Origin of the sequence: Vibrio sp. 10N.222.51.C5 (genome assembly GCF_041474575.1) — a bacterium.
In the GTDB taxonomy this organism is placed as follows: Bacteria; Pseudomonadota; Gammaproteobacteria; order Enterobacterales; family Vibrionaceae; genus Vibrio; species Vibrio crassostreae_C.
Map to the genome: position 1 here is coordinate 73,699 of NZ_JBFRUJ010000031.1, position 22,631 is coordinate 96,329.

The following is a 22,631-nucleotide window of genomic DNA, read 5'->3' on the forward strand; positions in this document are numbered from 1 at the left end:
TAGTATACCTTTTGAACAATGAGCTTACTTTGAGTATATCGGCGCTTGATCCCTTTGCAATGATTAGTCTCATTTAACTCAATAGAGTTTGAGCTACGACAACCCCTGCAAACAATAGGTTAGTGACCAGTGAGCATTTCACAATCACGGGCATCATTGGTGCAATTTGCGCTGGCTTTTCGGTTTCCCAAACGGCTTTGCCATGCTTGTAAACAATAATAATGCTCAGCAAAAACGGCAGGCTGATCCAGACCGGTTTTTCTTGAATAAGCAGGTAGATAGCGAAAGACGCAAGGGCGAGGCCAAGCAGAGCAAAATGATAGTGTTTGGCTTTGCGTTGTCCTAGGCGAACCGCCATGGTGCGCTTACCACATTCGCTGTCGTTTTCGATATCACGCATGTTGTTGATATTGAGTACCGCAACCGCCATCAAGCCACAGCCCAATGCCGGAAGGAATAGGCTTGGTTCAACATGGCCAGTGTGCAAGAAGTAAGTCCCTGAAACACCTAATAAACCGAAGAAGATAAATACCGATAAGTCGCCAAGGCCAATATAGCCATAAGGCTTATTACCGACGGTATAAGCGATGGCAGCAACAATGGCTAATATGCCTAACGCAATGAAAGATAAGATACTTTCAATCGAGGTTAAGGCATGAAAAATAAGAATCAGCCCAGCGACCATAGTAAACACGATGTTGAGGATGATCGCTTGCTTCATGGTTTTCGCTGTTACCGCGCCAGATTGCATGGCACGTGTTGGCCCCAGACGATTTTCGTTGTCTGTGCCTTTTACGGCGTCGCCATAGTCATTGGCTAGGTTCGATAAAATCTGTAATAGGGTGGCGGTTAAAAATGCCAGTAGGGCTATCGATAAAGAAAACTGACCACCGGCGAACGCTAAACTACTTCCTGTAAGAATAGAGACAAGTGCGAGAGGCAGAGTTTTTGGTCGTGCGGCATCAAGCCAGATCAGTAGAGATTGTTTCATCGTAGGTCTAATTCTTTGTAAGTCTTCGTTTCATACTGTGATTTGAGTATACGCCCATTTTTCGGGTAATAAAAAGCCCACTCGAAAGTGGGCCTTGAATTCGCTTATTAGCTGCTATTTCTTTGAGATAGAGCAATAAGTTAGAGTTTGGTGTGCTACAGGATGAAGCGGCTTAGGTCTTCGTCTTCAACGAATTCGCCAAGTTTCGATGTTACGTAAGCTTCATCAATCACTAGCTTGCTGCCAGCTTTGTCTGTTGCTTCGAATGAAATCTCATCCATTAGACGCTCCATCACTGTGTGTAGACGACGCGCACCGATGTTCTCAGTGGTTTCGTTTACGCGCCATGCTGCGTCCGCAATCTGGTTGATGCCATCTTCAGTGAACTCAATGTTGACATCTTCTGTTTTCATTAGGGCAATGTATTGCTCTGTTAGAGATGCTTTTGGCTCAGTTAGGATGCGTTTGAAGTCATGTGCTGATAGTGCTTCAAGTTCTACGCGGATTGGTAGACGACCTTGTAGCTCAGGGATCAGGTCAGATGGCTTAGCCACTTGGAATGCGCCTGATGTGATAAACAAGATGTGGTCAGTTTTAACCATACCGTGCTTGGTTGATACTGTGCTGCCTTCGATAAGAGGCAGTAGGTCACGCTGAACACCTTCGCGAGATACATCTGGGCCTGAACTGTCGCCACGCTTACAGATTTTGTCGATCTCATCGATGAATACGATGCCGTTGTTTTCAGCGTTGAAGATCGCGTTCTCTTTCAGCTCTTCTTGGTTCACAAGCTTCGCAGCTTCTTCTTCCGTCAGTGCTTTGAATGCGTCTTTGATTTTCATCTTACGCTTTTTCTTGGTGTCGCCCGCTAGGTTTTGGAACATGCCTTGCAGCTGGTTTGTCATCTCTTCCATGCCTGGAGGTGACATGATTTCAACGCCCATTTGCGGTGCGGCTACATCAACTTCAATCTCTTTGTCATCTAGCTTACCTTCACGCAGTTTCTTGCGGAAAATCTGACGAGTGTTTGAAGAGGTTGTGTCTTCAGTTGATTGCTCGTTCTGACCCCAAGCATCACGCGCTGGTGGTAGAAGGGCATCAAGAATGCGTTCTTCAGCTTGTTCTTCAGCGCGGTATTGTACTTTTTCCATCGCTTGTTGGTGCGTCATCTTGATCGCAACGTCCGTTAGATCACGGATGATGGTTTCAACTTCTTTACCAACGTAACCCACTTCGGTGAACTTAGTCGCTTCTACCTTGATGAAAGGCGCGTTTGCTAATTTCGCTAGGCGGCGAGCGATTTCAGTTTTACCTACACCCGTTGGGCCAATCATCAGGATGTTTTTTGGCGATACTTCAACACGTAGGCTTTCTTCAAGCTGCATACGCCGCCAGCGGTTACGAAGAGCGATAGCCACTGAGCGCTTAGCGTTGTCTTGGCCGATAATGTGGCGATTGAGTTCGTGAACAATTTCGCGAGGAGTCATCTCAGACATGGTTTTTCCTTAATTCTTTAATCACTGTTGAATACAACGTTATTGATGGAAGCGGTCGTTACTCTGGCTTTGGCAGCTCAACGGTGCTTTCTAGTTCTTCAATAGTGTGGTGATGGTTGGTGAAGACACAGATGTCGCCTGCAATGTTCAGCGACTTTTCTGCGATTTCACGCGCATCTAAATCAGTATTTTCTAATAGTGCAGTAGCGGCTGCTTGAGCGAAGTTTCCGCCCGAACCGATCGCAATCAGGTCGTTCTCAGGTTGAACTACGTCACCGTTACCTGTGATGATCAGTGAAGCGGTCTCATCCGCTACTGCTAACAGTGCTTCTAACTTACGTAGAGCACGGTCGCTACGCCAATCCTTCGCTAGCTCAACTGCCGCTTTGGTGAGATGGCCTTGGTGCATTTGCAGCTTGCTTTCAAATTTTTCGAATAGCGTGAAAGCATCAGCCGTACCGCCAGCAAAACCGGCCAGTACTTTGTTGTTGTATAGGCGACGTACTTTACGGGCGTTGCCCTTCATTACTGTATTGCCCAGAGATACTTGTCCATCACCCGCGATGACGACTTTATTATTACGACGTACAGATACAATGGTAGTCACGAGTCGACCTCTTTTGATTATTATTTATGGTTACTACTTATATGTGGCTCCACTATCATGAATTCAAGTGCCACTTTTAATGGTATGTCATATCAAAAAAACTAAATGTTACCAGTTGTTTCAAGCATCCATTACCTGTTGAGCCTATGTGTGGCAAGGGTTGGTGGGTTAATAGTTTGTGATAAATATAAAAAAAGATAAAACAAATTTCTAACGTGAAATGGTTAACACTTTTTGTTTGATTTATAAGGAATGATGTTCACTAATCAGTGGTATTCACTACATAAGGAGTAGTGTGATGAATAGTGACAATATCAGTTTTTTTAATAGAGATATGGATCTGGATGAGCTGTCTATACTGCATCATCTGATGTATCAGGAGGCGGGCGAGTGTTCAACAGAACATCTAAAAAACTCGGTCAACGTTTTTCTTAAACGTCCATTTCCTAACGTTTTAGCGCACTTGGATTTTTTTGGTTACATCGAGATAAATAAGGAGCAGGTCTACCTGACTGACTTTGGGCTTGAGTACTACGAACAAGTACCTCAGTTTCGTTAAAACGCACTCTTTTGATTAACATACTGGTATTGCTTGTGCGATGAACTATTGAACGCTTTCAAACAGCAATAGGGGGAATCCTCTTCCCCCTATTATATATTGAGTTGATTAAGACCCGTCTTTCCAAATAGCGCAAGGTTCAATTTTCGCTCGTTGCAGCTTATGGCGATCGCGTTCTGCGTCACGCTTCAACTTGTATGGCCCTAAAACCACACGGTACCAGCTACTGCCATCTTTCTTGCGGATCTCACTTGAGATACCTTGGAAGGCAATATCCAACTTACGTGCTTCTGCCTGCGACGAGGTTTTGTAAGCGCCACACTGCATGATGTAAGGGATCTTAGAGATCTGTTGCTCTTTGGCTTTTACTTCAATCTCGCGGCTTGGCAGCGTTTCAACGTAGTCCCACTTCTCTTCAGGAGGCGGCGGAATCACTTTCGCTGGTTTTGGCTTAGGTTTTGGTTTGGTTGCCACAGGCGTTGGTGCAGGCGGCTCAGGATCATTACTCAATAGGTAAAGTCCGTAACCAAAACCACCGGCAAGGAGGATCGCCAAAAGACCACTGCGCCAAGGTTTACGGCGAGGGGCTTGTTTTTTGGTCGGTTTTTTCGTGCCACGACCGCGCTTTACATAATCTCTATTAGCCACAAGACAATTCAATAGTTGCTGATTCTGCCCTCATGGTAATCCAGATTGCGCGAGGATAATAGTGCAGAAATGGAAGCGGCACATCAAAATGTGCCGCAGATTTATAAGGGTATTTCTAAGGGTTATATTCGAGGTGGCGCTGTACTGCCTCGAACCACTAATTTAGCTTCAAGCAGACGCGAACCTGCTTGCACATCGTTGCCTTTTAATAGATCAAGCATCATCAACATCGCTTGGCGTCCAATCTCATAACGAGGCTGAGAAATGGTGGTTAGCGGTGGATCGCAGTATTGAGCGAATTGGATGTCATCGAAGCCGACAATCGATAGGTCTTGAGGAACGCGCAAGCCCAGCTTCTTCGTTTCTTGAATCGCACCAATCGCCATCGCATCGTTGTGACAGAAGATAGCTGTAGGTTGTTCAGGAAGTGCCAGTAATTGACGAACCGCTTGAGCGCCCGCTTCAAAGGTGAAGTCACCGACCGTGCTATAGGCTGGATTCATTGAGACTCCGGCGCGACGCAGCGCTTGCTGGTAGCCTTGTTGGCGGAACTTACACAGTGTTGCCGATACTGGTCCTGAAATTTGAGCAATACGCTTATGACCTAACTGAGCTAGGTAGTTCACCGCTTCAAAGGCAGAGGTCAGGTTATCGATGTGTACCGTAGGCAGTTCAAGCTCAGGGGCAAACTCACACGCCATTACCATCGGCGGTAAATTCTTTTGTTCAGGTTTGCTGACATCAAACGGATGGTCAGTACCCAGCAGCAACATGCCGTCGGCTTGTTTGGTGAAAACTAAGTTAACAAACGAAGACTCGCGCTTCTTTTGCTGGCCGCTATCACCCAGTAGAACAAGGTAATCATTTTCTACTGCGGCATCTTCGATACCACGAATGATCTCGGCGAAATAAGGGTCACAGATATCAGGAACAATAGTGATGATGGTTTTTGATTCGTTGCGACGTAAGTTTCTAGCTAATGTATTGGGTGAGTATCCAGCTTCAAGTACTGCTGTTTCCACTCGTTTGCGAGTCGAAACTGAGACTTTCTCAGGGTTCATCAATGCACGTGATACCGTGGCTGTTGAGACGCCTGCTAGCTGGGCAACATCCTTCATTGTCGCCATAAATTAAACCCTCTTTTAAGTTCCTTTGCCGCCTAAGCATCTAAGGCGTGAATAATAAATGTAATCGAATAGATATTATGAAAGTGTTGCTAACACTTTTTTTATTGCAATATTTTATTCGTTTAATCCGTGTAAAGTTACGGCTAGATTAACAAAAATCACATGACTCGTGTGAAGTTGCTCACGAGAAATATGAAATATTTGTGAACAAACTTATCATTAGTTTTAACCCAAGTGGGTTTAACTCAAATCTTGCGGCTCAATATCGAGTGACCAGCGAACTTTTTTCGCAGCAGGTAACATATTGATGGCCGGCTTGGCACTCATCAATAGCTTCTGCATTAACGAGCGCGTCTGAGTTTGTAAGATTAACTGCCAGCGCGATTTGCCCGCTCGTTTTGCTAACGGAGCCGGGGTTGGCCCTAACACCATGCAATATTGGTCAAACAGCGGGTGCGATTCCAATGTGTGACGAACCTGACGCAAGAACTCTTCCACCAAGCGAGTGTCATTGGCTTCTGCTCTAAACAGCGTCATAAAGGTATAGGGCGGTAACATTGCCTGCTTACGTTCTGCCAGCGCCGTCTGAGCAAAGTGGTTATAGTCTTTGTGTAGCAAGGCTTGCAACAACCCATGTTCTGGGTGGTGAGTCTGTAAGATCACTTCACCGGGTTTGCTTGCTCGTCCTGCGCGTCCCGCTACTTGGATGAATAGCTGGGCAAGACGTTCAGAGGCACGGAAGTCACTACTATATAAAGAGCCATCCACATCCAATAACGCCACAAGTGTCACGTCAGGGAAATGGTGACCCTTAGCAAGCATCTGCGTGCCGATAAGAATTTGGAATTCACCCTTACGAATCGACTCGAGCGCGCTTTCTAAGCTGCCTTTACGGCGGGTGCTGTCGCGGTCAATACGAATGGTTTTGTATTCCGGGAATAGTTGACCAAGTTGAGCTTCTAACTGCTCGGTACCGACACCCACTGTCACCAAGTTCACAGACCCACAACCTTGGCAGTTGTGCACGATATGCTGCTGAGAACCACAGTGGTGGCAGCGCATCTCATTACTGTATTGGTGATAGGTGTAGTAAGCATCACAACGTTTACACTCGGCTGTCCAACCACAATCGTGACACATCAATGCCGGAGAAAACCCTCGGCGATTGAGGAACAGCATCACTTGGTTGCCTGCTTTGAGGTGTCTTTGCATCTCTGCAATTAACGACGCAGACAGGCCACTTTCTAGATATTCACCTTTAACATCCAACACCTTATTGGTGGTCGGCAGTGCGACACCCGCACGTGAAGTCAGGGTGAGATAACTGTATTTACCTATTTGAGCGTTGTGCAGTGTTTCAAATGCTGGAGTTGCAGAGCCTAACACAACCGGGATCTGCGCTTTGTGCGCACGCATGATCGCCACATCACGAGCGTGGTAGCGCAGGCTATCTTGCTGTTTATAAGACGCGTCGTGTTCTTCATCGACAATGATAATACCTAGGTCAGCAAATGGCGTGAACAGAGCTGAACGGGTACCAATCACGATGCCTGCTATTTTATCGCGCGCCGATAACCACGCATTCAGGCGTTCTGAATCGTTTAAACCTGAGTGGATAACCTCAACAGGCACATTAAAGCGTCGCTTAAAGCGGTTAATCGTTTGAGGAGTGAGACCAATCTCGGGCACGAGCACTAACGCTTGTTTACCTTGATCGAGAATCGGCTTAATCATATTCAGGTAAACCTCGGTCTTACCTGAGCCAGTAACGCCCTCTAACAGGAAACAACCAAAGTCGGTTTGGCTATTTACGGTCGCAATCGCGATGGCTTGTTCGGCATTGAGCTTAGGTTTGTCTTGGTCATTCTCAAGTTCAACTGGCCAAGGTTGGCGCTTCGGCTTTTTCTCTACCGATTCAATCCAGCCTTTCTCTTCTAGCGTTTTGAGTACGGCGCTGCCAACTTCTTCATCAATGAACTCTTGATGAGGAACCGGACCGTGCTCAAGCATGTGCATCACTTTGGCTTGTTTGACCGCGCGACCAAAACCTTGCATCAGTTGGTCTTTGCCTGATGGTGTTAACTGCCACTCAACCAGCGTCGCGAAGTCGGCGGCTTTGCCTTTTCTTAGAGCGCTCGGAAGGGCGTTAGCAAAGGTTTCGCCAAGGGGGTACTGATAAAACTGACTGCACCACATTAACAGTGAATAGACAGATTCCGGCCAAACGGGTTGGTTGTCTAATAAGGCTTTAATGGGCTTGAGCTTATCTAGCTCGAATTCTGATTCGTTAACCAGAGCCGTGACAATCCCAGTTAAGGTTTGTCGTCCAAAAGGCACAGAGACGCGACCACCAATAATCGGGAATAGGTGGTTTGGAATCTTGTAATCGAACTGCTTGTCGAGTGGAACAGGCAGCGCCACACGGGCAATCATTGGACGCATAAAGGGACGGCTTTATCTGAATTGACGAGAGCGAACAGTCTAAAGGATAAGGCGGTTAAATTCGAGAAGCAGTTTGAATGTGATGTGGCAGAGAAGCGGGTGAGGTTGGGGCCAAGCCAAGAATCACAGCCAGCGAAGGAAATAACGCCGATATTGGCGAAAAATGTATCAAATCAGTTGATCCTGCTTTATAGATTCATTACTATACTGCGCCTTAAAGGTATGGCTTCATCACTCTTTTGTGTCGATGCGGTGTCTTTATTTCTTTTTTTAAACTACGTGTGGTGTGCGGCTTAGAATCGTATAGCGACACGGCCTACTTGAGGTTATCCCATGAAAGCTGGAATCCACCCAGAATACAAAGCAGTTACTGCAACTTGTTCTTGCGGCAACACATTTGAGTTCAACTCAACGCTAGCAAAAGAATCAATCCACCTAGACGTATGTGACAAATGTCACCCGTTCTACACTGGTAAGCAACGTATCGTAGATACTGGCGGCCGTGTTGATCGCTTCAACAAGCGTTTCGGTGCTCTTTCTAGCAAGAAGTAATTCTCGCTATTTAGACATGAAAAAGGACACTTCGGTGTCCTTTTTTGTTGCCTGTAATTTGAGAAAGCACTGACTTCTATTCAAGCATCACTCTCACCCAACGATAAGTTGCCTCTCTATTCTATTTCAGGGCAATTCCTTGCGTATCTCTCTTCACCAAAATTCAGCACGAAACTTCAACAAGCGATAGTAATTTCAACTGCTCACTGGTCTTATTAGTAGTGAAATCTCGTTTTTTAATGAGACAGAGGCTTCAACCACCTAGGAACTTTGAAGTACATCCATTAACATGAACCAGATCCCCCAAATAATAATATCCTAGGAACCTACACCTATGTCTGAAGACAGCAGCCAAGCTCAATCCTCTCAAGAATTATCGCCTCAAGAACAATTCCGTCAGCAAGCTCTTGATTATCATGAGTTCCCAATTCCAGGCAAAATTGCCGTAGAACTGACGAAGCCTGCAAACTCTGCAGAAGACCTAGCACTTGCATACAGCCCAGGCGTGGCTGAGCCTGTTCGCGAGATCGCACAGAACGTTGATAACGTTTATAAGTACACAGGTAAAGGCAACATGGTTGCAGTTATCTCTAACGGTACAGCGATTCTTGGCCTAGGTAACCTTGGCCCTATTGCTTCTAAACCTGTTATGGAAGGCAAAGCGCTCCTGTTTAAGCGTTTTGCTGGTTTAGATTCTATCGATATTGAAGTAAAACACCGCACAATCGATGAGTTCGTTGATACAGTTGCGAATATCGCAGATACATTCGGCGGTATTAACCTGGAAGACATCAAAGCACCAGACTGTTTTGAGATTGAACGTCGCCTGATTGAACGTTGTGATGTTCCGGTATTCCACGATGACCAACACGGTACTGCGATTGTAACGGCAGCGGGTATGCTGAATGCGATCGAGCTTCAAGGTAAGAAACTTGAAGAGTGTAAGATCGTTTGTTTAGGTGCTGGCGCAGCGGCGGTTGCTTGTATGGAACTACTGATTAAGTGTGGCGCTCAGCGTGAAAAAATCTACATGCTTGACCGTAAAGGTGTGATCCATACTCGTCGTGATGACCTAAACGAATACAAAGAGCTGTTCGCAAATAACACTGATAAGCGTACGCTTGAAGATGTTATCGAAGGCGCTGACCTGTTCTTGGGTGTATCGGGGCCGAATCTACTGCCTGCTGAAGCACTAACGCTGATGGCTGATAAGCCTGTTGTGTTTGCATGTTCAAACCCAGATCCAGAGATCAAGCCTGAGCTTGCACACGAAGTTCGTTCTGACCTAATCATGGGTACAGGCCGCAGTGATTACCCTAACCAAGTAAACAACGTACTTTGTTTCCCATTCATTTTCCGTGGTGCACTAGACGTGCGTGCGAGCGAAATTAATGACGAAATGAAGCTAGCGGCGGTGAAAGCGATTCGTGAACTGGCGAAAGAAGAAGTTCCAGCTGAAGTACTAGCAGCTGCGGGCGAGACTGCACTGGAGTTCGGTAAGGGTTACATCATTCCTAAGCCAATGGACCCACGTCTACTTCCTCGCGTAGCACGAGCAGTTGCGGAAGCGGCTGTTGAATCTGGCGTAGCTCGTATCGAGATGCCTGCTAACTATATGGCTTAATAGCTGTTGCTCTATTGAGCCAAAAAGAATAATAAAAAACCGACTCATCTGGAGTCGGTTTTTTTATGTCTATCATTCACAGCGCAATCATAAAAAGCTATGCGCGATGTGATAAATAAGGTTCAGCTAGAGCGAATCAATAATGAAGGCAGTGACTGAGTTGTTTTTATTCTTCGTCAAACGCTTCGAACTCGATACCCATCTCTGTCATCAGCTTTTTCACTTCAGCAGGAATATCGTCTGGGCGGTCTTTACGAAGGTCTTCATCCGTTGGTAGTGGTTGGCCTGTGTACGCATGTAGAAAGGCTTCGCACAGTAGCTCACTGTTTGTTGCATGGCGTAGGTTATTAATCTGGCGGCGAGTACGCTCGTCAGTAAGAACCTTTAACACTTTTAGAGGGATAGAAACTGTAATTTTCTTTACTTGTTCGCTTTTCTTTCCATGCTCAGCATATGGGCTTATGTATTCACCATTCCAGTCGGCCATTGCGTACCTTCATCACTTTAGTTGTTAGAATAAATTAATAGTGGTGATTTTAGCGGGATTTACTGCCATAAGCAAAGACATATAGACGTCTAGAAGTGTTGACGTCTCACGTTTATGACAGTAAAGTGAATAACATATATCTAACACAGCCGCAAAATGCCGACAAGCCGCTGTGATTCTCAGACGCAAAACTTGTAAGGAAGCACCTATGAGCAGCCGGAAGCCAGCAACAATCGCAGTACGTACTGGTATCGAGTCAGACACGCAACACCATGCCGTTGTCCCACCCATTTATCTTTCGACTAACTATGGGTTTCCCGCTTTTGGTGAAGTGCCAAAGTACGATTACACCCGTTCTGGTAACCCAAACCGCGGTTTATTAGAGACGGCACTGTTTGAGCTTGAATCAGGCAAAGGCGCGGTTGTGACTAACTGTGGTACTTCGGCGCTTAACTTATGGGTTTCGGCTTTCTTAGGCGGCGATGATCTTATTATTGCACCGCACGATTGCTACGGCGGTACTTACCGTCTGTTTAACACTCGCTCGCTAAAAGGTGACTTCAAAGTTCTGTTCGTTGATCAATCGGATCAAGCAGCGCTGGATGCGGCGCTCGCGCTTAAGCCAAAGTTGATCTTAATTGAAACCCCATCGAATCCACTGGTTCGCGTGGTTGATATTGCAGAAACTTGCCGTAAAGCGAAAGAGGTTGGTGCTCTGGTTGCTGTCGACAACACGTTTTTGACACCTGTGTTCCAAAAGCCTTTAGAGCTGGGTGCTGATTTTGTTATCCACTCAACCACTAAGTACATCAATGGACACTCAGATGTTATTGGTGGCGTTGTGGTCACTAAGACAGAAGAACACGCTGAAGAGTTAGCATGGTGGGGCAACTGTATTGGTGCGACCGGCACACCATTTGATAGCTACATGACTTTACGTGGTATTCGTACGCTAGGTGCGCGTATGCGAGTTCACGAAGAAAGCTCACGTGAAATTCTAGCGTCTCTGCAGCAACAAGATCTTGTTGGCACTATTTACCACCCAAGCCTTCCTGAACATCTGGGTCATGATATCGCGAAGAAACAGCAATCGGGCTTTGGTTCCATGCTCAGTTTTGAGTTTGCGGGCTCATTCGAGGCGCTTAAATACTTTGTTGATAAGTTAGAGCTGTTTTCTTTGGCAGAATCATTGGGCGGTGTTGAAAGCCTGATTTGTCACCCTGCGTCGATGACTCACCGCGCGATGGGTGAAGAAGCCTTAGCAGAAGCGGGTGTTTCTCAGCAACTACTGCGTCTATCTGTTGGCCTTGAAGATGCAGAAGACCTAATCGATGACCTCAAGCAAGCGTTTGAAAGAACACAGCGCTTTATCGCTGAAGGGGAGGGTTAATAATGGCAACCTTTCGCCAGCTACATAAATTTGGTGGCAGCAGTTTAGCGAATCCTGAATGTTACCAACGCGTGGTCAACATTCTTAGAGAATACTCATCAGCATCTGATTTGGTGGTGGTATCGGCAGCAGGCAAAACAACCAACCGTTTGATTGAATTTGTTGAAGCGCTCGACAAAGATGGTCGTATTGCCCATGAATGCCTACAAGCACTTCGTCAGTTCCAACTCGATCTGATTGAAGCACTGCTTGAGGGTGAATCAGCCGCACAACTTACTTCAACCATTCAACAAGAATTTACCGCTTTGGGTGAGCTAACGGCTCCCTTGAGCGAAGCACAAAAAGCAAAAGTGCTTGGACACGGTGAGGTTTGGTCTTCACGTATACTCGCGGCTTTGTTGTGCCAGCATGATTTACAAGCCGTTGCTCAAGATGCGCGTGCTTTTTTACGTGCAGAAGTGGGCGCTCAGCCTGAAGTCGACCGCGCACGTTCTTACCCTCTGATCAAAGAAGCCTTGGCGCAGCATGCACATTGCCGCGTGGTGATTACGGGCTTTATGGCTCAGAACTGCGAGGGTGAAACGGTATTGCTTGGCCGTAACGGTTCGGATTACTCAGCAACCGTGATTGGTGCTTTGGCTGAAGTTGAACGCGTGACGATTTGGAGTGATGTGGCAGGCGTTTACAGCGCTGACCCTCGTCTGGTTTCAGATGCGTGTCTATTGCCTCTACTTCGCCTTGATGAAGCCAGCGAATTGGCTCGTCTTGCCGCTCCAGTGCTTCACAGCCGAACGCTACAGCCTGTGGCTCAAAGTGCTATGGATCTCAGCTTACGCTGCAGCTATCAGCCGGAGGCGGGCTCTACACAGATCGAGCGTGTACTGGCATCGGGTCGTGGCGCAAAAATCATTACCTCTTTGGATGAAGTGCTTATCGTGCAACTGACCTTTGGTCACGGCCATGATTTCGACCGTCTAGAGAGTGAAGTGCTTGAAGGGCTTAAGCGTGCTCAACTTGAGCCGCTTGCTTATGAGCTTGAACCGGATCAACACTGTTTGCGTCTTGCCTACACAGAAGAGATCGCTGGTGGTGCATTAGAATATCTCCAAGACCATGCGATTGAAGCTGAGATTAAGCTAAAAGAAGGTTTCTCTCTGATTGCTGCAGTGGGTGCGGGTGTGACTAAGAACCCTAACCATTGCTACGGTTTCTACCAGCAGCTTAAGAGCTCGCCGGTTGAGTTCATCTCAGAAGCGAACTCAGGCTTAAGCTTGGTGGCTGTGATTCGTAAGAGTGAAACATCAAGTCTAGTGAAAGGCATTCATTCTCAACTGTTCCAAGCGCAGAAGCGTGTTGCGATTGCCTTGTGTGGTAAGGGCAATATTGGTTCAAGCTGGTTAAGCCTGTTTGCTGAGCAAAAAGCGGAACTTGAAAAGCGCCGTGGAATGAACTTTGAATTGGTTGCCGTGGTTGATAGCCAAACCTATTGGTTCGACGATCAAGGCATTGATGCGACTTCGGTAGGTAAGCGCTTTGACGACGAAGCTATTGCTAACAATGGTAACGACTGGTTAGAGCGTTTGGGCTCTATTCAAGGTTATGATGAAGCAGTGGTTCTGGATGTGACTGCGAGCCCAGTGCTTGCAGCAAAGTATCTGCAAATCGCACAACAAGGTATTCACCTAATCTCGGCGAACAAGGTGGCAGGTTCTGCATCGAGCGAGTATTACCATCAAGTACAAGATGCTTTCGCTAAGATCAGCCGTCATTGGTTGTACAACGCGACAGTGGGTGCTGGATTGCCGATTAACCACACGGTACGTGACCTACGTGAAAGTGGCGATGACATCATTGCGTTGTCTGGCATTTTCTCGGGCACGTTGTCTTGGTTGTTCCAACAGTTTGATGGCACCGTGCCGTTCAGCGAGTTGGTTGACTTAGCATGGCAACAAGGCCTTACGGAACCTGACCCTCGTGCTGACCTAGATGGCTCAGACGTGATGCGTAAGCTGGTGATTCTGGCGCGTGAATCTGGTTTGGATATCGAACCTGAAAACGTAAAAGTGGAATCGCTCGTACCTGCAGAGCTGCAAGATCTATCTGTGGATGACTTCTTCGACAAAGCTTCTGTACTGAGCGAAGAGCTGGCGGAGCGCTTAGAGAAAGCGCACTCTCAACAGAAAGTTCTGCGTTACGTAGCGCGTTTGGAGAAGAACGGTAAGGCAACCGTAGGTGTTGAAGCCCTATCTAAAGAACATGCTCTGGCGAACTTGTTGCCTTGCGACAACATCTTTGCGATTGAGAGCAAATGGTACAAAGATAATCCATTGGTTATTCGTGGCCCAGGTGCCGGTCGTGAAGTAACGGCAGGTGCAATTCAATCTGATCTAAACAGAATGTCTAGTCTGTTCTGATACTCATATCGGTTGGTTTGAAACTCAGATCAATTGTTTTAGTACGTAAATGGCATACTATTCACTAAGATAAATAAGGCTGAAAGCACGATGTGTTTTTCAGCCTTTTTTCTACATTATTTCTGCTTTGCGACCCATCTAACGACTTGAGTTTTACTCACGATCTACTTGAGAAAAATTCATAATGGATCTGTTGACATTAAATCGTATTCAATACATTCTACAGACATATAGACGTCTAAACGTCGTTTAAGGATTTGAGTTTTTAGTGGTTGCTTTTGCCACAGGGAGAGTAAGATGGGATACACACACGCTAGTCATATCGACGCTTTAAATCAGAATATCGCTGAGCTTTCTGACAACATCAATGTGTCATTTGAGTTTTTTCCACCGAGCAGTGAGAAGATGGAAGAGACCCTGTGGAACTCTGTTCACCGCCTTAAAACACTTCAACCAAAATTTGTATCGGTAACTTACGGTGCAAACTCGGGTGAACGTGACCGTACCCACTCAATTATTAAAGAAATTAAAAACCAAACCGGCCTAGTGGCTGCACCGCACCTAACGTGTATTGATGCAAGCCGTGAAGAGCTGATTCAAATTGCCGACGATTACTGGGCAAATGGTATCGAGAGTATTGTTGCGCTACGTGGTGATATTCCAGCAGGCGGCGGCGCGCCAGAGATGTACGCATCTGACCTAGTCGAGCTACTTAAATCTCGCCACGATTTTGATATCTCAGTAGCGGCATTCCCTGAGGTTCACCCTGAAGCAAAAAGCGCTCAATCTGATCTTATTAACCTAAAGCGTAAAGTGGATGCGGGTGCCAACCGTGCCATCACTCAGTTCTTCTTTGATGTAGAGAGCTACCTACGCTTTCGTGACCGCTGTGTAGCGGCTGGCGTTGATGTTGAGATTGTACCGGGCATTCTGCCGGTTTCTAACTTCAAGCAAGCATCTCGCTTTGCTGCGATGAACAACGTAAAAGTACCGGGCTGGATGGCGAAGCAGTTTGAAGGTTTGGATGATGATCCAACGACTCGTCAGCTTGTTGGTGCTAGCCAAGCAATTGATATGGTTCGTACACTGAGCCGTGAAGGTGTGAAAGATTTCCACTTCTACACGCTAAACCGTGCAGAAATGACTTATGCACTTTGCCATACGCTAGGTGTTCGTCCGCAAGTCGCTGCGCTGTAAGAAAAGTCTAAGAAGTAAAGCCTAAGCACTTGTAAAAAGCCTCTGGCAGTAACATTTCAAATCCTATAGATACAAAAAAGGCTTGGACTCATAGAGTTCAAGCCTTTTGCTTTTCTAGCTTAACTTAAGCTAGAGCGCCAAGTTCAAGCAGTACTTCTTCAGCCCATACAATCCATGCTTCACGGATAAGTAGGTTACGACGAAGTGTTAGACGCTCAAGGCGTGCTTGCTTGTCTAGTGTCGATGGCGTTGCGTAGTAAGCTGCTTCGATTTCACGGTAGTGAGAAACCAGTTTGCGAGACTCTTCTACTAGCTCAGCAAGTTGTACACGGTAAGCGTCAGAAGGTTGTACAGCACAAGCCATTAGCTTAGCTGAGAACTCGTCACGAACGGTTGGGTGTGCAGTTGGTTGTTCAAACCATTCACCTAGCGCGCCACGGCCAGCATCAGTGATAGAGTAAACTTTACGATCAGGTTTGCCTTCTTGAGGCTCAAGCACGCAAGTTACCTGGTCGTTCTGAGCCATTTTATTTAGCTCGCGGTAAACTTGTTGATGGCTAGCTTTCCAGAAGTAACCAATGCTTGCGGAGAATTCTTTTGTGATATCGTAACCAGTAGCATCGCGTGTACTTAAAACGGTTAGAATTACGTGTGGTAATGACATGTCTGAAATCCAAATGGTAAACAGTAAACAAATACTTAAACAACAAGTGTGCTTCTAATGGCACGTTATATTGGTTATGTCTAAGTAGCACCAACTCATCGGTTGGTTATGTCACCTTACAAAGCCGTTTATCACCTAGGTTGACCAGTTTATTGGTCAAGATGCTGCAGATTATTTTTTGGAGTGTTTCCGCAGCGGAGCAGTAGTATATCTAAATAATAAGCATAAAGTAGAATACATGGACAAAATAACCCAAAAAACTGACAAAAAACTCAGTATTGCTTATTTTGTGAAATAAAAAGGTCGCACTAGGCGACCTTTTGTCCGTTGAATGGTAGGAATCACTAATTAACCAGTGTTTCGCATGCCTGCTGCAATGCCTGCAATCGTCACCATTAGCGCTTCTTCAAGCTCTGCTGGTGGTGTTTCACACTTACGAGTACGGTAAAGCAGTTCAGCTTGAAGCATGTTTAGTGGCTCAACGTAGATGTTACGTAGGCGGATTGACTCAAGTCCCCAAGGGTCGCTCTGCATTAGGTTCTCGTTGTTCTCAACATTTAGCACGGCTTTGATGTCTTTTTGCAGCTGTTCACGCAGTAACTCACCTAATGGTAATAGCTCTTCGTCAACAAGGCGTTGGTCGTAGTACTTAGCGATTTCCATGTTGCACTTTGAGTACACCATTTCCAACATACCGAGACGGGTAGAGAAGAACGGCCACTCGCGACACATCTCTTCGAGCAGGGCTTGATGGCCTTGATCTACAGAGTACTGAATCGCTTCACCAGCGCCTAACCATGCAGGCAGTACCAAACGGTTTTGGCTCCAAGAGAAGATCCATGGAATCGCACGTAGGCTTTCTACGCCGCCGTTCGGGTTACGTTTCGCAGGGCGAGAGCCAAGAGGCAGTTTACCTAGCTCCAGTTCAGGTGTCGCTTGACGGAAGTAAGGTACGAATTTCTCTTCGCCACGAACCACGTTGCGGTAAGCCTCACAAGATACTTGAGATAGCACTTCCATTAGGTCGCGCCACTCTTGTTTTGGCTCAGGTGGCGGCAGAAGGTTCGCCTCTAGAATCGCGCTTGCGTAAAGGTTGAAGCTGTTTACAGCAACGTCTGGTAAGCCAAGTTTAAAGCGGATCATTTCGCCTTGCTCTGTTACACGTAAACCGCCTTTCAAGCTCTTAGGTGGCTGAGAAAGAAGAGCAGCGTGCGCCGGAGCACCACCACGACCAACCGTACCGCCACGACCGTGGAATAGAGTCAGTTCAATGCCTTCTTCATCACAAACCTTAACCAGTTTGTCCATTGCATCATATTGAGCCCAACCTGCAGACATTACGCCCGCATCTTTCGCTGAGTCAGAGTATCCGATCATCACCATTTGGTGGTTCTGGATAAAGCCACGGTACAAGTCGATGCTCATTAGCTGTTTCATTACTGCTTCTGAGTTGTTCAAGTCGTCTAGCGTTTCGAACAGCGGACATACGTCCATGCGGTATGGGCAGCCACATTCTTGCAGTAGTAAGTGAACAGCCAGTACATCTGATGCAGTACGAGCCATAGAAATTACGTAAGCACCGAAGGCTTCACGAGGTTGAGCAGCAATAACCTTGCAGGTGTCTAAAACCTCTTTAACCTGTTCAGATGGCTCCCAATCGCGAGGAAGAAGCGGACGCTTAGAGCTTAATTCATTGGTTAAGAAAGCAATCTTGTCTTGCTCGTTCCATTGGTCGTAGTCGCCAATGCCTAGGTAGCGAGTCAGTTCAGACAGTACATCTGAGTGACGAGTACTTTCTTGACGAACATCGAGACGAACTAGGTGTACACCGAACGCTTTTAGGCGGCGCAGAGTATCAAGCAGAGAACCGTCTGCGATTACGCCCATGCCACATTCGTGCAGCGATTGGTAACATGCGTAAAGCGGTGTCCAAAGTTGCTCGATGTTCTGTAGTGTTTCTTTCTTCGGAACCTCTGTGTCATGCAATTTTGCATCCAGCACTTCTAGCGTGTTGTTCAGTAGAGTGCGTAGGTTCTTCAGGATTGCACGGTAAGCTTCGTGTTCATCACCTGCTAGCTCACGAACGGCATCATTACACTTAGTCATCGACAGTTCGGTAATCAGCTCGTTTACGTCGCCTAAGTAAAGATCGGCAGCTTTCCAACGAGATAGGCGCAGAACTTCCTTAGTGATGGTGTGCGTTACGAATGGGTTGCCATCGCGGTCACCGCCCATCCAAGATGAGAAGTGTACTGGGCGTGCATCGATCGGCAGGCCTTCACCAAGATAACCTTTTAGTCGGCCATCCATTTCACGTAGGAAGTCAGGAACGGCTTCCCATAGAGAGTTTTCTACAACCGCAAAGCCCCACTTAGCTTCATCAAGTGGCGTTGGGCGTTGTTGACGAATCACATCTGAGTGCCAACCTTGAGCGATCAGTTGCTCTAGGCGGCGTTCGGTTTTCACGCGCTCTTTGTGTGATAGGTCGCTTAATTCTAATTTAGACAGACACTCGTTGATCTTAACTAGCTTGTTGATCATGGTGCGACGAGTGATTTCTGTTGGGTGTGCAGTCAGAACGAGTTCAATGTTCAGGTCGCGAACGGCTTGAGCCGCGTCTAGCTTGCTGATGTCATTCTGGTTTAATTTGGAAAATAGAGATTGCAGCACGTCTGGTTCACAAACATGCTCCTCACAGTGGCGAGAGATGGTGTGGTACTGCTCTGCCATGTTGGTGAGGTTGAGAAATTGGTTAAATGCACGAGCAACAGGAGTGAGTTGTTCGTTCGGCAGGTTTTTGATTTCTTCAACTAGGCTGTCACGGTCAGCTTTGTTGCCTGCGCGGGCGGATTTGGAAAGTTTACGGATAGTCTCCACTTTCTCTAAGATAACGTCACCATGTGCATCTTGGATTGTGTTACCTAGCAAGCGTCCCAGCATGCTTACGTTACTCTTGAGAGCGGCGTATTTCTCGTTCATTGTCATCCTGCCTCGTAAAAAAATTACATCCATTGTTCCTTGTTAAGTACACAATCTAGCGAAAAGTGCTGTATCTAGTCAAATAAAGCATTCTAAGTTTGCAATTATTAGTTTTCGAAATGCGGGAGAAGTAAATTTTCCAAGACTTCGGAATAAAGTGAAATTTAATTACAAGATCAGGCTTTGGCTGGGATAACAGAATAAAAGCCACCTTTTAGGGCAGCTTTTATAAAAAAGTATCGCAAGGGTAGCAATAACTAGAAACAATATTTACGAATAGATTTACTCAGAACATCAATCGTTGGATCGATAAAATCGAAGCTTAGGAACTCATCTGGTTGGTGAGCTTGGTCGATAGAGCCCGGCCCCAGCACTAAGGTTGGGCAAAGTTCTTGAAGGAAAGGTGCCTCAGTGCAGTAGTTGACGGTTTGCGATTCAATCTCACAAACGGATTCCATGCCACCAATAAATGGATGGTCATGTTGGCACTCGTAACCCGGGATAGGTTCGTGCAGTGGCGTAATCTCAATTCTGCCCGGCCATTTTGCTTCTACTTCTTTGAGTGCGCTGCGCAGCATGTTATCCAAACCATCTAAGCTGATACCCGGTAAAGGACGTACATCGTAGTGCAGCTCACAGCAACCACAGATACGGTTGGCGCTGTCGCCACCGTGAATATGGCCAAGGTTTAGAGTGGGGCTTGGAATTGCGAAACCCGGGTGGTGATACTCTTTGACTAGCTTGTCACGCAGTTGCATTAAAGCGAACAACACTTCATGCATGATCTCGATGGCGTTGACACCTAATGCAGGATCAGAAGAGTGACCTGATTTACCCGTTACTCGCACAGCGTTAGCAACATGGCCTTTATGGCCACGAATCGGCACAAGGCTGGTTGGCTCACCAATAATGCAGTAATCCGGTTTAAACGGTGCATTTTCAGTGAAATGACGCGCACCCAGCATGGTGGTCTCTTCGTCACAGGTTGCCAATACATATAGCGGCTTGGTCTGTTTGCTCCAATCCATCTTCTTTGCCGCTTCATAAACGAAAGCGAAAAAGCCTTTCATATCGGCTGTGCCTAATCCATAGAAGCGATTGTTGTGTTCTGTTAGTGCGTGAGGGTCGAAGTTCCAACGTCCTTCATCAAATGGCACTGTGTCGCTGTGTCCTGCGAGTAGCAAGCCACCTTCGCCCGATCCCATCTTAGCGACCATATTATGCTTGCCGGGTTCGACTTCCACGACTTCAACGCTAAAGCCTACGTCTTTAAACCATTGAGCCATTTTTTCGATCACTTTCTCGTTGCCATGATCCCAGCTTGGATCGGTCGAGCTAATAGAGTCTGTGGAAATTAGGCCTTTGTAGACCTCAAGAAAACTCGGTAATTGCATAATAACTTCACTTCTACTATTGACAGGAAAACCATAAGTCGGTAAAACACATATTAAATCATATTTAATGCATAAGAAATCAAATAAAGCTAAAAATTAAGTATGAATAGTCAAATTTGAAATGTAACTTACCTCAGAAATGGATGTGTTGAGATGTTGAAAACCACGATCATTGGCGCAAGCGGCTACACAGGAGCAGAACTGGCTCTAATGATAAACAGACACCCTGAGCTCACGCTATCAGGTTTATATGTCTCAGCCAATAGTGTAGACGCAGGTAAACCTATTGCGGCACTGCACGGTAAGTTAGCTGGCTTGATTGATATGCCAGTACAACCTTTAACAAATCCGGAAGAAGTGGCTAAACAGTCTGATGTGATTTTCTTAGCAACGGCACACGAAGTCAGTCATGACCTAGCGCCAATCTTTCTAGAGAACGATTGCCAAGTCTTCGATCTATCGGGTGCATTCAGAGTTAAAGGCGAAAACTTCTATCAAGAGTTTTACGGTTTTGAACATCAACACGAACACTGGCTAGACAAAGCGGCTTACGGTTTAGCGGAATGGAACGAACAAGAAATTAAAGAAGCTCAGCTTGTTGCGGTAGCGGGTTGTTACCCAACCGCATCACAACTGGCGATTAAACCTTTGGTTGAAGCCAAGTTACTGGATGAAAACCAATGGCCAGTGATTAACGCAACCAGCGGTGTGACTGGTGCGGGCCGCAAGGCGACGATGGTTAACAGCTTCTGCGAAGTGAGCCTGCAAGCTTATGGCGTATTCAATCACCGTCATCAACCTGAAATGGCTGCACATTTAGGATGCGATGTAATTTTCACTCCGCACCTCGGCAACTTTAAGCGCGGTATTTTAGCGACCATCACCATGAAGTTAGCTGAAGGCGTGACAGAACAGCAGATACAAGACGCCTTCGAGCAAGCTTACCAAGGTAAACCTGCGGTGAGATTACTCGAAGAGACGTTGCCAAGAATTCAAGATGTAGAACAGACGCCTTTCTGCGACTTAGGTTGGAAGGTTCAAGGTCAACACATCATCGTTGTTTCAGCGATTGATAACTTATTAAAGGGTGCATCTAGCCAAGCGATGCAGTGTTTAAATTTACGTTATGGTTTTGCGCCATTAACTGCGTTAGTGTAAGGGAATCTAGATATGAGCCTTAATAATCAACCATTAATCATAAAGTTAGGTGGCGCTGCGCTATCTTGTGGTGAAACACTTAGCAAGTTATTTGGTGCTATCTCTGCTTACCAACAACAGGCACAACGACCAATCGTGATTGTTCACGGCGGCGGTTACCTTGTTGATGATTTGATGAATAAGTTGAACCTCGAAACCATTAAGAAAGAAGGGCTACGTGTTACTCCTTATGATCAGATCCCAGTGATCGCTGGTGCACTAGCGGGCACGGCCAATAAACTACTTCAAGGTCAGGCAATTAAAGACGGAATCAATGCCGTTGGTTTGAGCCTTGCTGACGGTGGTTTATGCAAAGTGAGCGAACTGAACCCTGAATTGGGCGCGGTAGGAAAAGCGGAGCCGGGCGACTCAACCGTTCTGCAAGCGATTCTTAATGCGGGCGCACTGCCTATCATTAGCTCGATTGGTCTGACTGAGCAAGGCCAACTGATGAACGTCAATGCCGACCAAGCTGCGGTTGCCGTTGCAGGCGCGCTTGATGCTGAACTGGTACTGCTTTCTGATGTAAGTGGTGTGTTGGATGGCAAAGGCCACCTGATTCCAAGCCTTAATCAACAACAAGCTGATGACCTTATTGCCGGCAAAGTGATTACCGACGGCATGATCGTTAAGGTTCAAGCTGCACTAGAAGCCGCTAACGACCTTGGACGACCAATCGAAGTTGCCACTTGGCGATACCCAGAAAAGCTAACACAACTGTTTTCAGGTAAAAGCATAGGAACACAGTTTTTACCTCAGTAGGTCTCACAACGAGTCACTACTTAAAGAATTTAGACAAATTAAATAAACATATAATTATGAAGTCATTTCCAACGCTGACCGCCATGTGCAGTATGGAAACT

Annotated in this window: 18 protein-coding genes; 8 read left to right on the forward strand and 10 right to left on the reverse strand. The window is 46.4% G+C overall.

Annotated elements, in window-relative coordinates; genetic code table 11:
* Window positions 1–73: 73 nt before the first annotated feature.
* The 3 genes from AB4558_RS10350 to hslV all read right to left on the reverse strand — a co-directional run bounded on the left by AB4558_RS10350 (window position 74) and on the right by hslV (window position 3,094).
* Entirely contained in the window at window positions 74–991 is a 918-nt protein-coding gene (locus AB4558_RS10350) for a 1,4-dihydroxy-2-naphthoate polyprenyltransferase (RefSeq protein ID WP_017061151.1), read from the reverse strand.
* A gap of 155 nt (window positions 992–1,146) precedes the next feature.
* Window positions 1,147–2,487: an HslU--HslV peptidase ATPase subunit gene (gene hslU / locus AB4558_RS10355; RefSeq protein WP_017061150.1), complete on the reverse strand. Its 1,341-nt coding sequence runs from the start codon at window positions 2,485–2,487 to the stop codon at window positions 1,147–1,149.
* 58 nt (window positions 2,488–2,545) lie between these two features.
* Window positions 2,546–3,094 (reverse strand): ATP-dependent protease subunit HslV, encoded by a 549-nt coding sequence (hslV, locus tag AB4558_RS10360; protein ID WP_004729692.1) that lies wholly within the window; start codon window positions 3,092–3,094, stop codon window positions 2,546–2,548.
* Window positions 3,095–3,392: 298 nt separating this feature from the next.
* On the opposite strand from hslV, the gene AB4558_RS10365 reads away from it, so the two are divergent.
* Window positions 3,393–3,653 (forward strand): hypothetical protein, encoded by a 261-nt coding sequence (locus tag AB4558_RS10365; RefSeq protein ID WP_017061149.1) that lies wholly within the window; start codon window positions 3,393–3,395, stop codon window positions 3,651–3,653.
* Between the two features lie 108 nt (window positions 3,654–3,761).
* Here the strand turns inward: AB4558_RS10365 and AB4558_RS10370 are convergent, their stop codons facing one another.
* The 3 genes from AB4558_RS10370 to priA form a co-directional block, all read right to left on the reverse strand.
* Window positions 3,762–4,301, reverse strand: a complete 540-nt coding sequence (locus tag AB4558_RS10370) for an SPOR domain-containing protein (protein ID WP_017061148.1) — start codon at window positions 4,299–4,301, stop codon at window positions 3,762–3,764.
* Between the two features lie 122 nt (window positions 4,302–4,423).
* On the reverse strand, window positions 4,424–5,428 hold the full coding sequence (cytR, locus tag AB4558_RS10375; protein WP_017061147.1) for a DNA-binding transcriptional regulator CytR: 1,005 nt from the start codon (window positions 5,426–5,428) through the stop codon (window positions 4,424–4,426).
* A gap of 240 nt (window positions 5,429–5,668) precedes the next feature.
* Window positions 5,669–7,870 carry a primosomal protein N' gene (priA, locus tag AB4558_RS10380; protein ID WP_102393043.1) on the reverse strand — a complete coding sequence of 734 codons (2,202 nt, stop codon included), beginning with the start codon at window positions 7,868–7,870 and terminating at the stop codon, window positions 5,669–5,671.
* 333 nt (window positions 7,871–8,203) lie between these two features.
* On the opposite strand from priA, the gene rpmE reads away from it, so the two are divergent.
* Together rpmE and AB4558_RS10390 are read left to right on the forward strand one after the other, a co-directional pair.
* The gene (gene rpmE, locus AB4558_RS10385; protein ID WP_004737142.1) at window positions 8,204–8,422 is read left to right on the forward strand and encodes a 50S ribosomal protein L31; all 219 of its coding nucleotides are present in this window, start codon (window positions 8,204–8,206) and stop codon (window positions 8,420–8,422) included.
* Between the two features lie 334 nt (window positions 8,423–8,756).
* Complete coding sequence (locus AB4558_RS10390) at window positions 8,757–10,046, forward strand: malic enzyme-like NAD(P)-binding protein (protein ID WP_017061144.1); 1,290 nt, start codon at window positions 8,757–8,759, stop codon at window positions 10,044–10,046.
* Window positions 10,047–10,212: 166 nt separating this feature from the next.
* On the opposite strand, the gene metJ is transcribed toward AB4558_RS10390, so the two are convergent.
* Window positions 10,213–10,533 carry a met regulon transcriptional regulator MetJ gene (gene metJ, locus AB4558_RS10395; protein ID WP_004415993.1) on the reverse strand — a complete coding sequence of 107 codons (321 nt, stop codon included), beginning with the start codon at window positions 10,531–10,533 and terminating at the stop codon, window positions 10,213–10,215.
* 208 nt (window positions 10,534–10,741) lie between these two features.
* Here metJ and AB4558_RS10400 point away from each other — a divergent pair, with 208 nt between their 5' ends.
* The 3 genes from AB4558_RS10400 to metF all read left to right on the forward strand — a co-directional run bounded on the left by AB4558_RS10400 (window position 10,742) and on the right by metF (window position 15,534).
* Window positions 10,742–11,923 carry an O-succinylhomoserine (thiol)-lyase gene (locus AB4558_RS10400; protein WP_372073474.1) on the forward strand — a complete coding sequence of 394 codons (1,182 nt, stop codon included), beginning with the start codon at window positions 10,742–10,744 and terminating at the stop codon, window positions 11,921–11,923.
* A gap of 2 nt (window positions 11,924–11,925) precedes the next feature.
* Window positions 11,926–14,337 (forward strand): bifunctional aspartate kinase/homoserine dehydrogenase II, encoded by a 2,412-nt coding sequence (locus AB4558_RS10405; protein ID WP_137001065.1) that lies wholly within the window; start codon window positions 11,926–11,928, stop codon window positions 14,335–14,337.
* Between the two features lie 297 nt (window positions 14,338–14,634).
* The gene (gene metF, locus AB4558_RS10410; RefSeq protein ID WP_004729683.1) at window positions 14,635–15,534 is read left to right on the forward strand and encodes a methylenetetrahydrofolate reductase; all 900 of its coding nucleotides are present in this window, start codon (window positions 14,635–14,637) and stop codon (window positions 15,532–15,534) included.
* A 124-nt stretch (window positions 15,535–15,658) separates the two neighbouring features.
* Here metF and AB4558_RS10415 read toward each other — a convergent pair whose 3' ends face one another.
* The 3 genes from AB4558_RS10415 to argE form a co-directional block, all read right to left on the reverse strand.
* The gene (locus AB4558_RS10415; protein ID WP_017061141.1) at window positions 15,659–16,198 is read right to left on the reverse strand and encodes a PadR family transcriptional regulator; all 540 of its coding nucleotides are present in this window, start codon (window positions 16,196–16,198) and stop codon (window positions 15,659–15,661) included.
* 348 nt (window positions 16,199–16,546) lie between these two features.
* Window positions 16,547–19,183 carry a phosphoenolpyruvate carboxylase gene (gene ppc, locus AB4558_RS10420; RefSeq protein WP_170791819.1) on the reverse strand — a complete coding sequence of 879 codons (2,637 nt, stop codon included), beginning with the start codon at window positions 19,181–19,183 and terminating at the stop codon, window positions 16,547–16,549.
* A 251-nt stretch (window positions 19,184–19,434) separates the two neighbouring features.
* Window positions 19,435–20,571 (reverse strand): acetylornithine deacetylase, encoded by a 1,137-nt coding sequence (gene argE, locus AB4558_RS10425; RefSeq protein WP_004729680.1) that lies wholly within the window; start codon window positions 20,569–20,571, stop codon window positions 19,435–19,437.
* 153 nt (window positions 20,572–20,724) lie between these two features.
* Here argE and argC point away from each other — a divergent pair, with 153 nt between their 5' ends.
* The gene (gene argC, locus AB4558_RS10430) at window positions 20,725–21,729 is read left to right on the forward strand and encodes an N-acetyl-gamma-glutamyl-phosphate reductase (protein ID WP_372073472.1); all 1,005 of its coding nucleotides are present in this window, start codon (window positions 20,725–20,727) and stop codon (window positions 21,727–21,729) included.
* A gap of 12 nt (window positions 21,730–21,741) precedes the next feature.
* Window positions 21,742–22,530 (forward strand): acetylglutamate kinase, encoded by a 789-nt coding sequence (gene argB, locus AB4558_RS10435; protein WP_372073470.1) that lies wholly within the window; start codon window positions 21,742–21,744, stop codon window positions 22,528–22,530.
* Window positions 22,531–22,631: the final 101 nt, after the last annotated feature.

What these genes read in the sequence shown, in the direction of transcription:
- rpmE (WP_004737142.1), top strand. Translation starts at nt 8,204, where the DNA reads ATGAAAGCTGGAATCCACCCAGAATACAAAGCAGTTACTGCAACTTGT.
- AB4558_RS10415 (WP_017061141.1), bottom strand. Translation starts at nt 16,198, where the DNA reads ATGTCATTACCACACGTAATTCTAACCGTTTTAAGTACACGCGATGCT.
- AB4558_RS10390 (WP_017061144.1), top strand. Translation starts at nt 8,757, where the DNA reads ATGTCTGAAGACAGCAGCCAAGCTCAATCCTCTCAAGAATTATCGCCT.
- argE (WP_004729680.1), bottom strand. Translation starts at nt 20,571, where the DNA reads ATGCAATTACCGAGTTTTCTTGAGGTCTACAAAGGCCTAATTTCCACA.
- AB4558_RS10350 (WP_017061151.1), bottom strand. Translation starts at nt 991, where the DNA reads ATGAAACAATCTCTACTGATCTGGCTTGATGCCGCACGACCAAAAACT.
- ppc (WP_170791819.1), bottom strand. Translation starts at nt 19,183, where the DNA reads ATGACAATGAACGAGAAATACGCCGCTCTCAAGAGTAACGTAAGCATG.
- AB4558_RS10400 (WP_372073474.1), top strand. Translation starts at nt 10,742, where the DNA reads ATGAGCAGCCGGAAGCCAGCAACAATCGCAGTACGTACTGGTATCGAG.
- cytR (WP_017061147.1), bottom strand. Translation starts at nt 5,428, where the DNA reads ATGGCGACAATGAAGGATGTTGCCCAGCTAGCAGGCGTCTCAACAGCC.
- hslU (WP_017061150.1), bottom strand. Translation starts at nt 2,487, where the DNA reads ATGTCTGAGATGACTCCTCGCGAAATTGTTCACGAACTCAATCGCCAC.
- AB4558_RS10365 (WP_017061149.1), top strand. Translation starts at nt 3,393, where the DNA reads ATGAATAGTGACAATATCAGTTTTTTTAATAGAGATATGGATCTGGAT.
- metF (WP_004729683.1), top strand. Translation starts at nt 14,635, where the DNA reads ATGGGATACACACACGCTAGTCATATCGACGCTTTAAATCAGAATATC.
- argB (WP_372073470.1), top strand. Translation starts at nt 21,742, where the DNA reads ATGAGCCTTAATAATCAACCATTAATCATAAAGTTAGGTGGCGCTGCG.
- priA (WP_102393043.1), bottom strand. Translation starts at nt 7,870, where the DNA reads ATGCGTCCAATGATTGCCCGTGTGGCGCTGCCTGTTCCACTCGACAAG.
- argC (WP_372073472.1), top strand. Translation starts at nt 20,725, where the DNA reads ATGTTGAAAACCACGATCATTGGCGCAAGCGGCTACACAGGAGCAGAA.
- metJ (WP_004415993.1), bottom strand. Translation starts at nt 10,533, where the DNA reads ATGGCCGACTGGAATGGTGAATACATAAGCCCATATGCTGAGCATGGA.
- AB4558_RS10405 (WP_137001065.1), top strand. Translation starts at nt 11,926, where the DNA reads ATGGCAACCTTTCGCCAGCTACATAAATTTGGTGGCAGCAGTTTAGCG.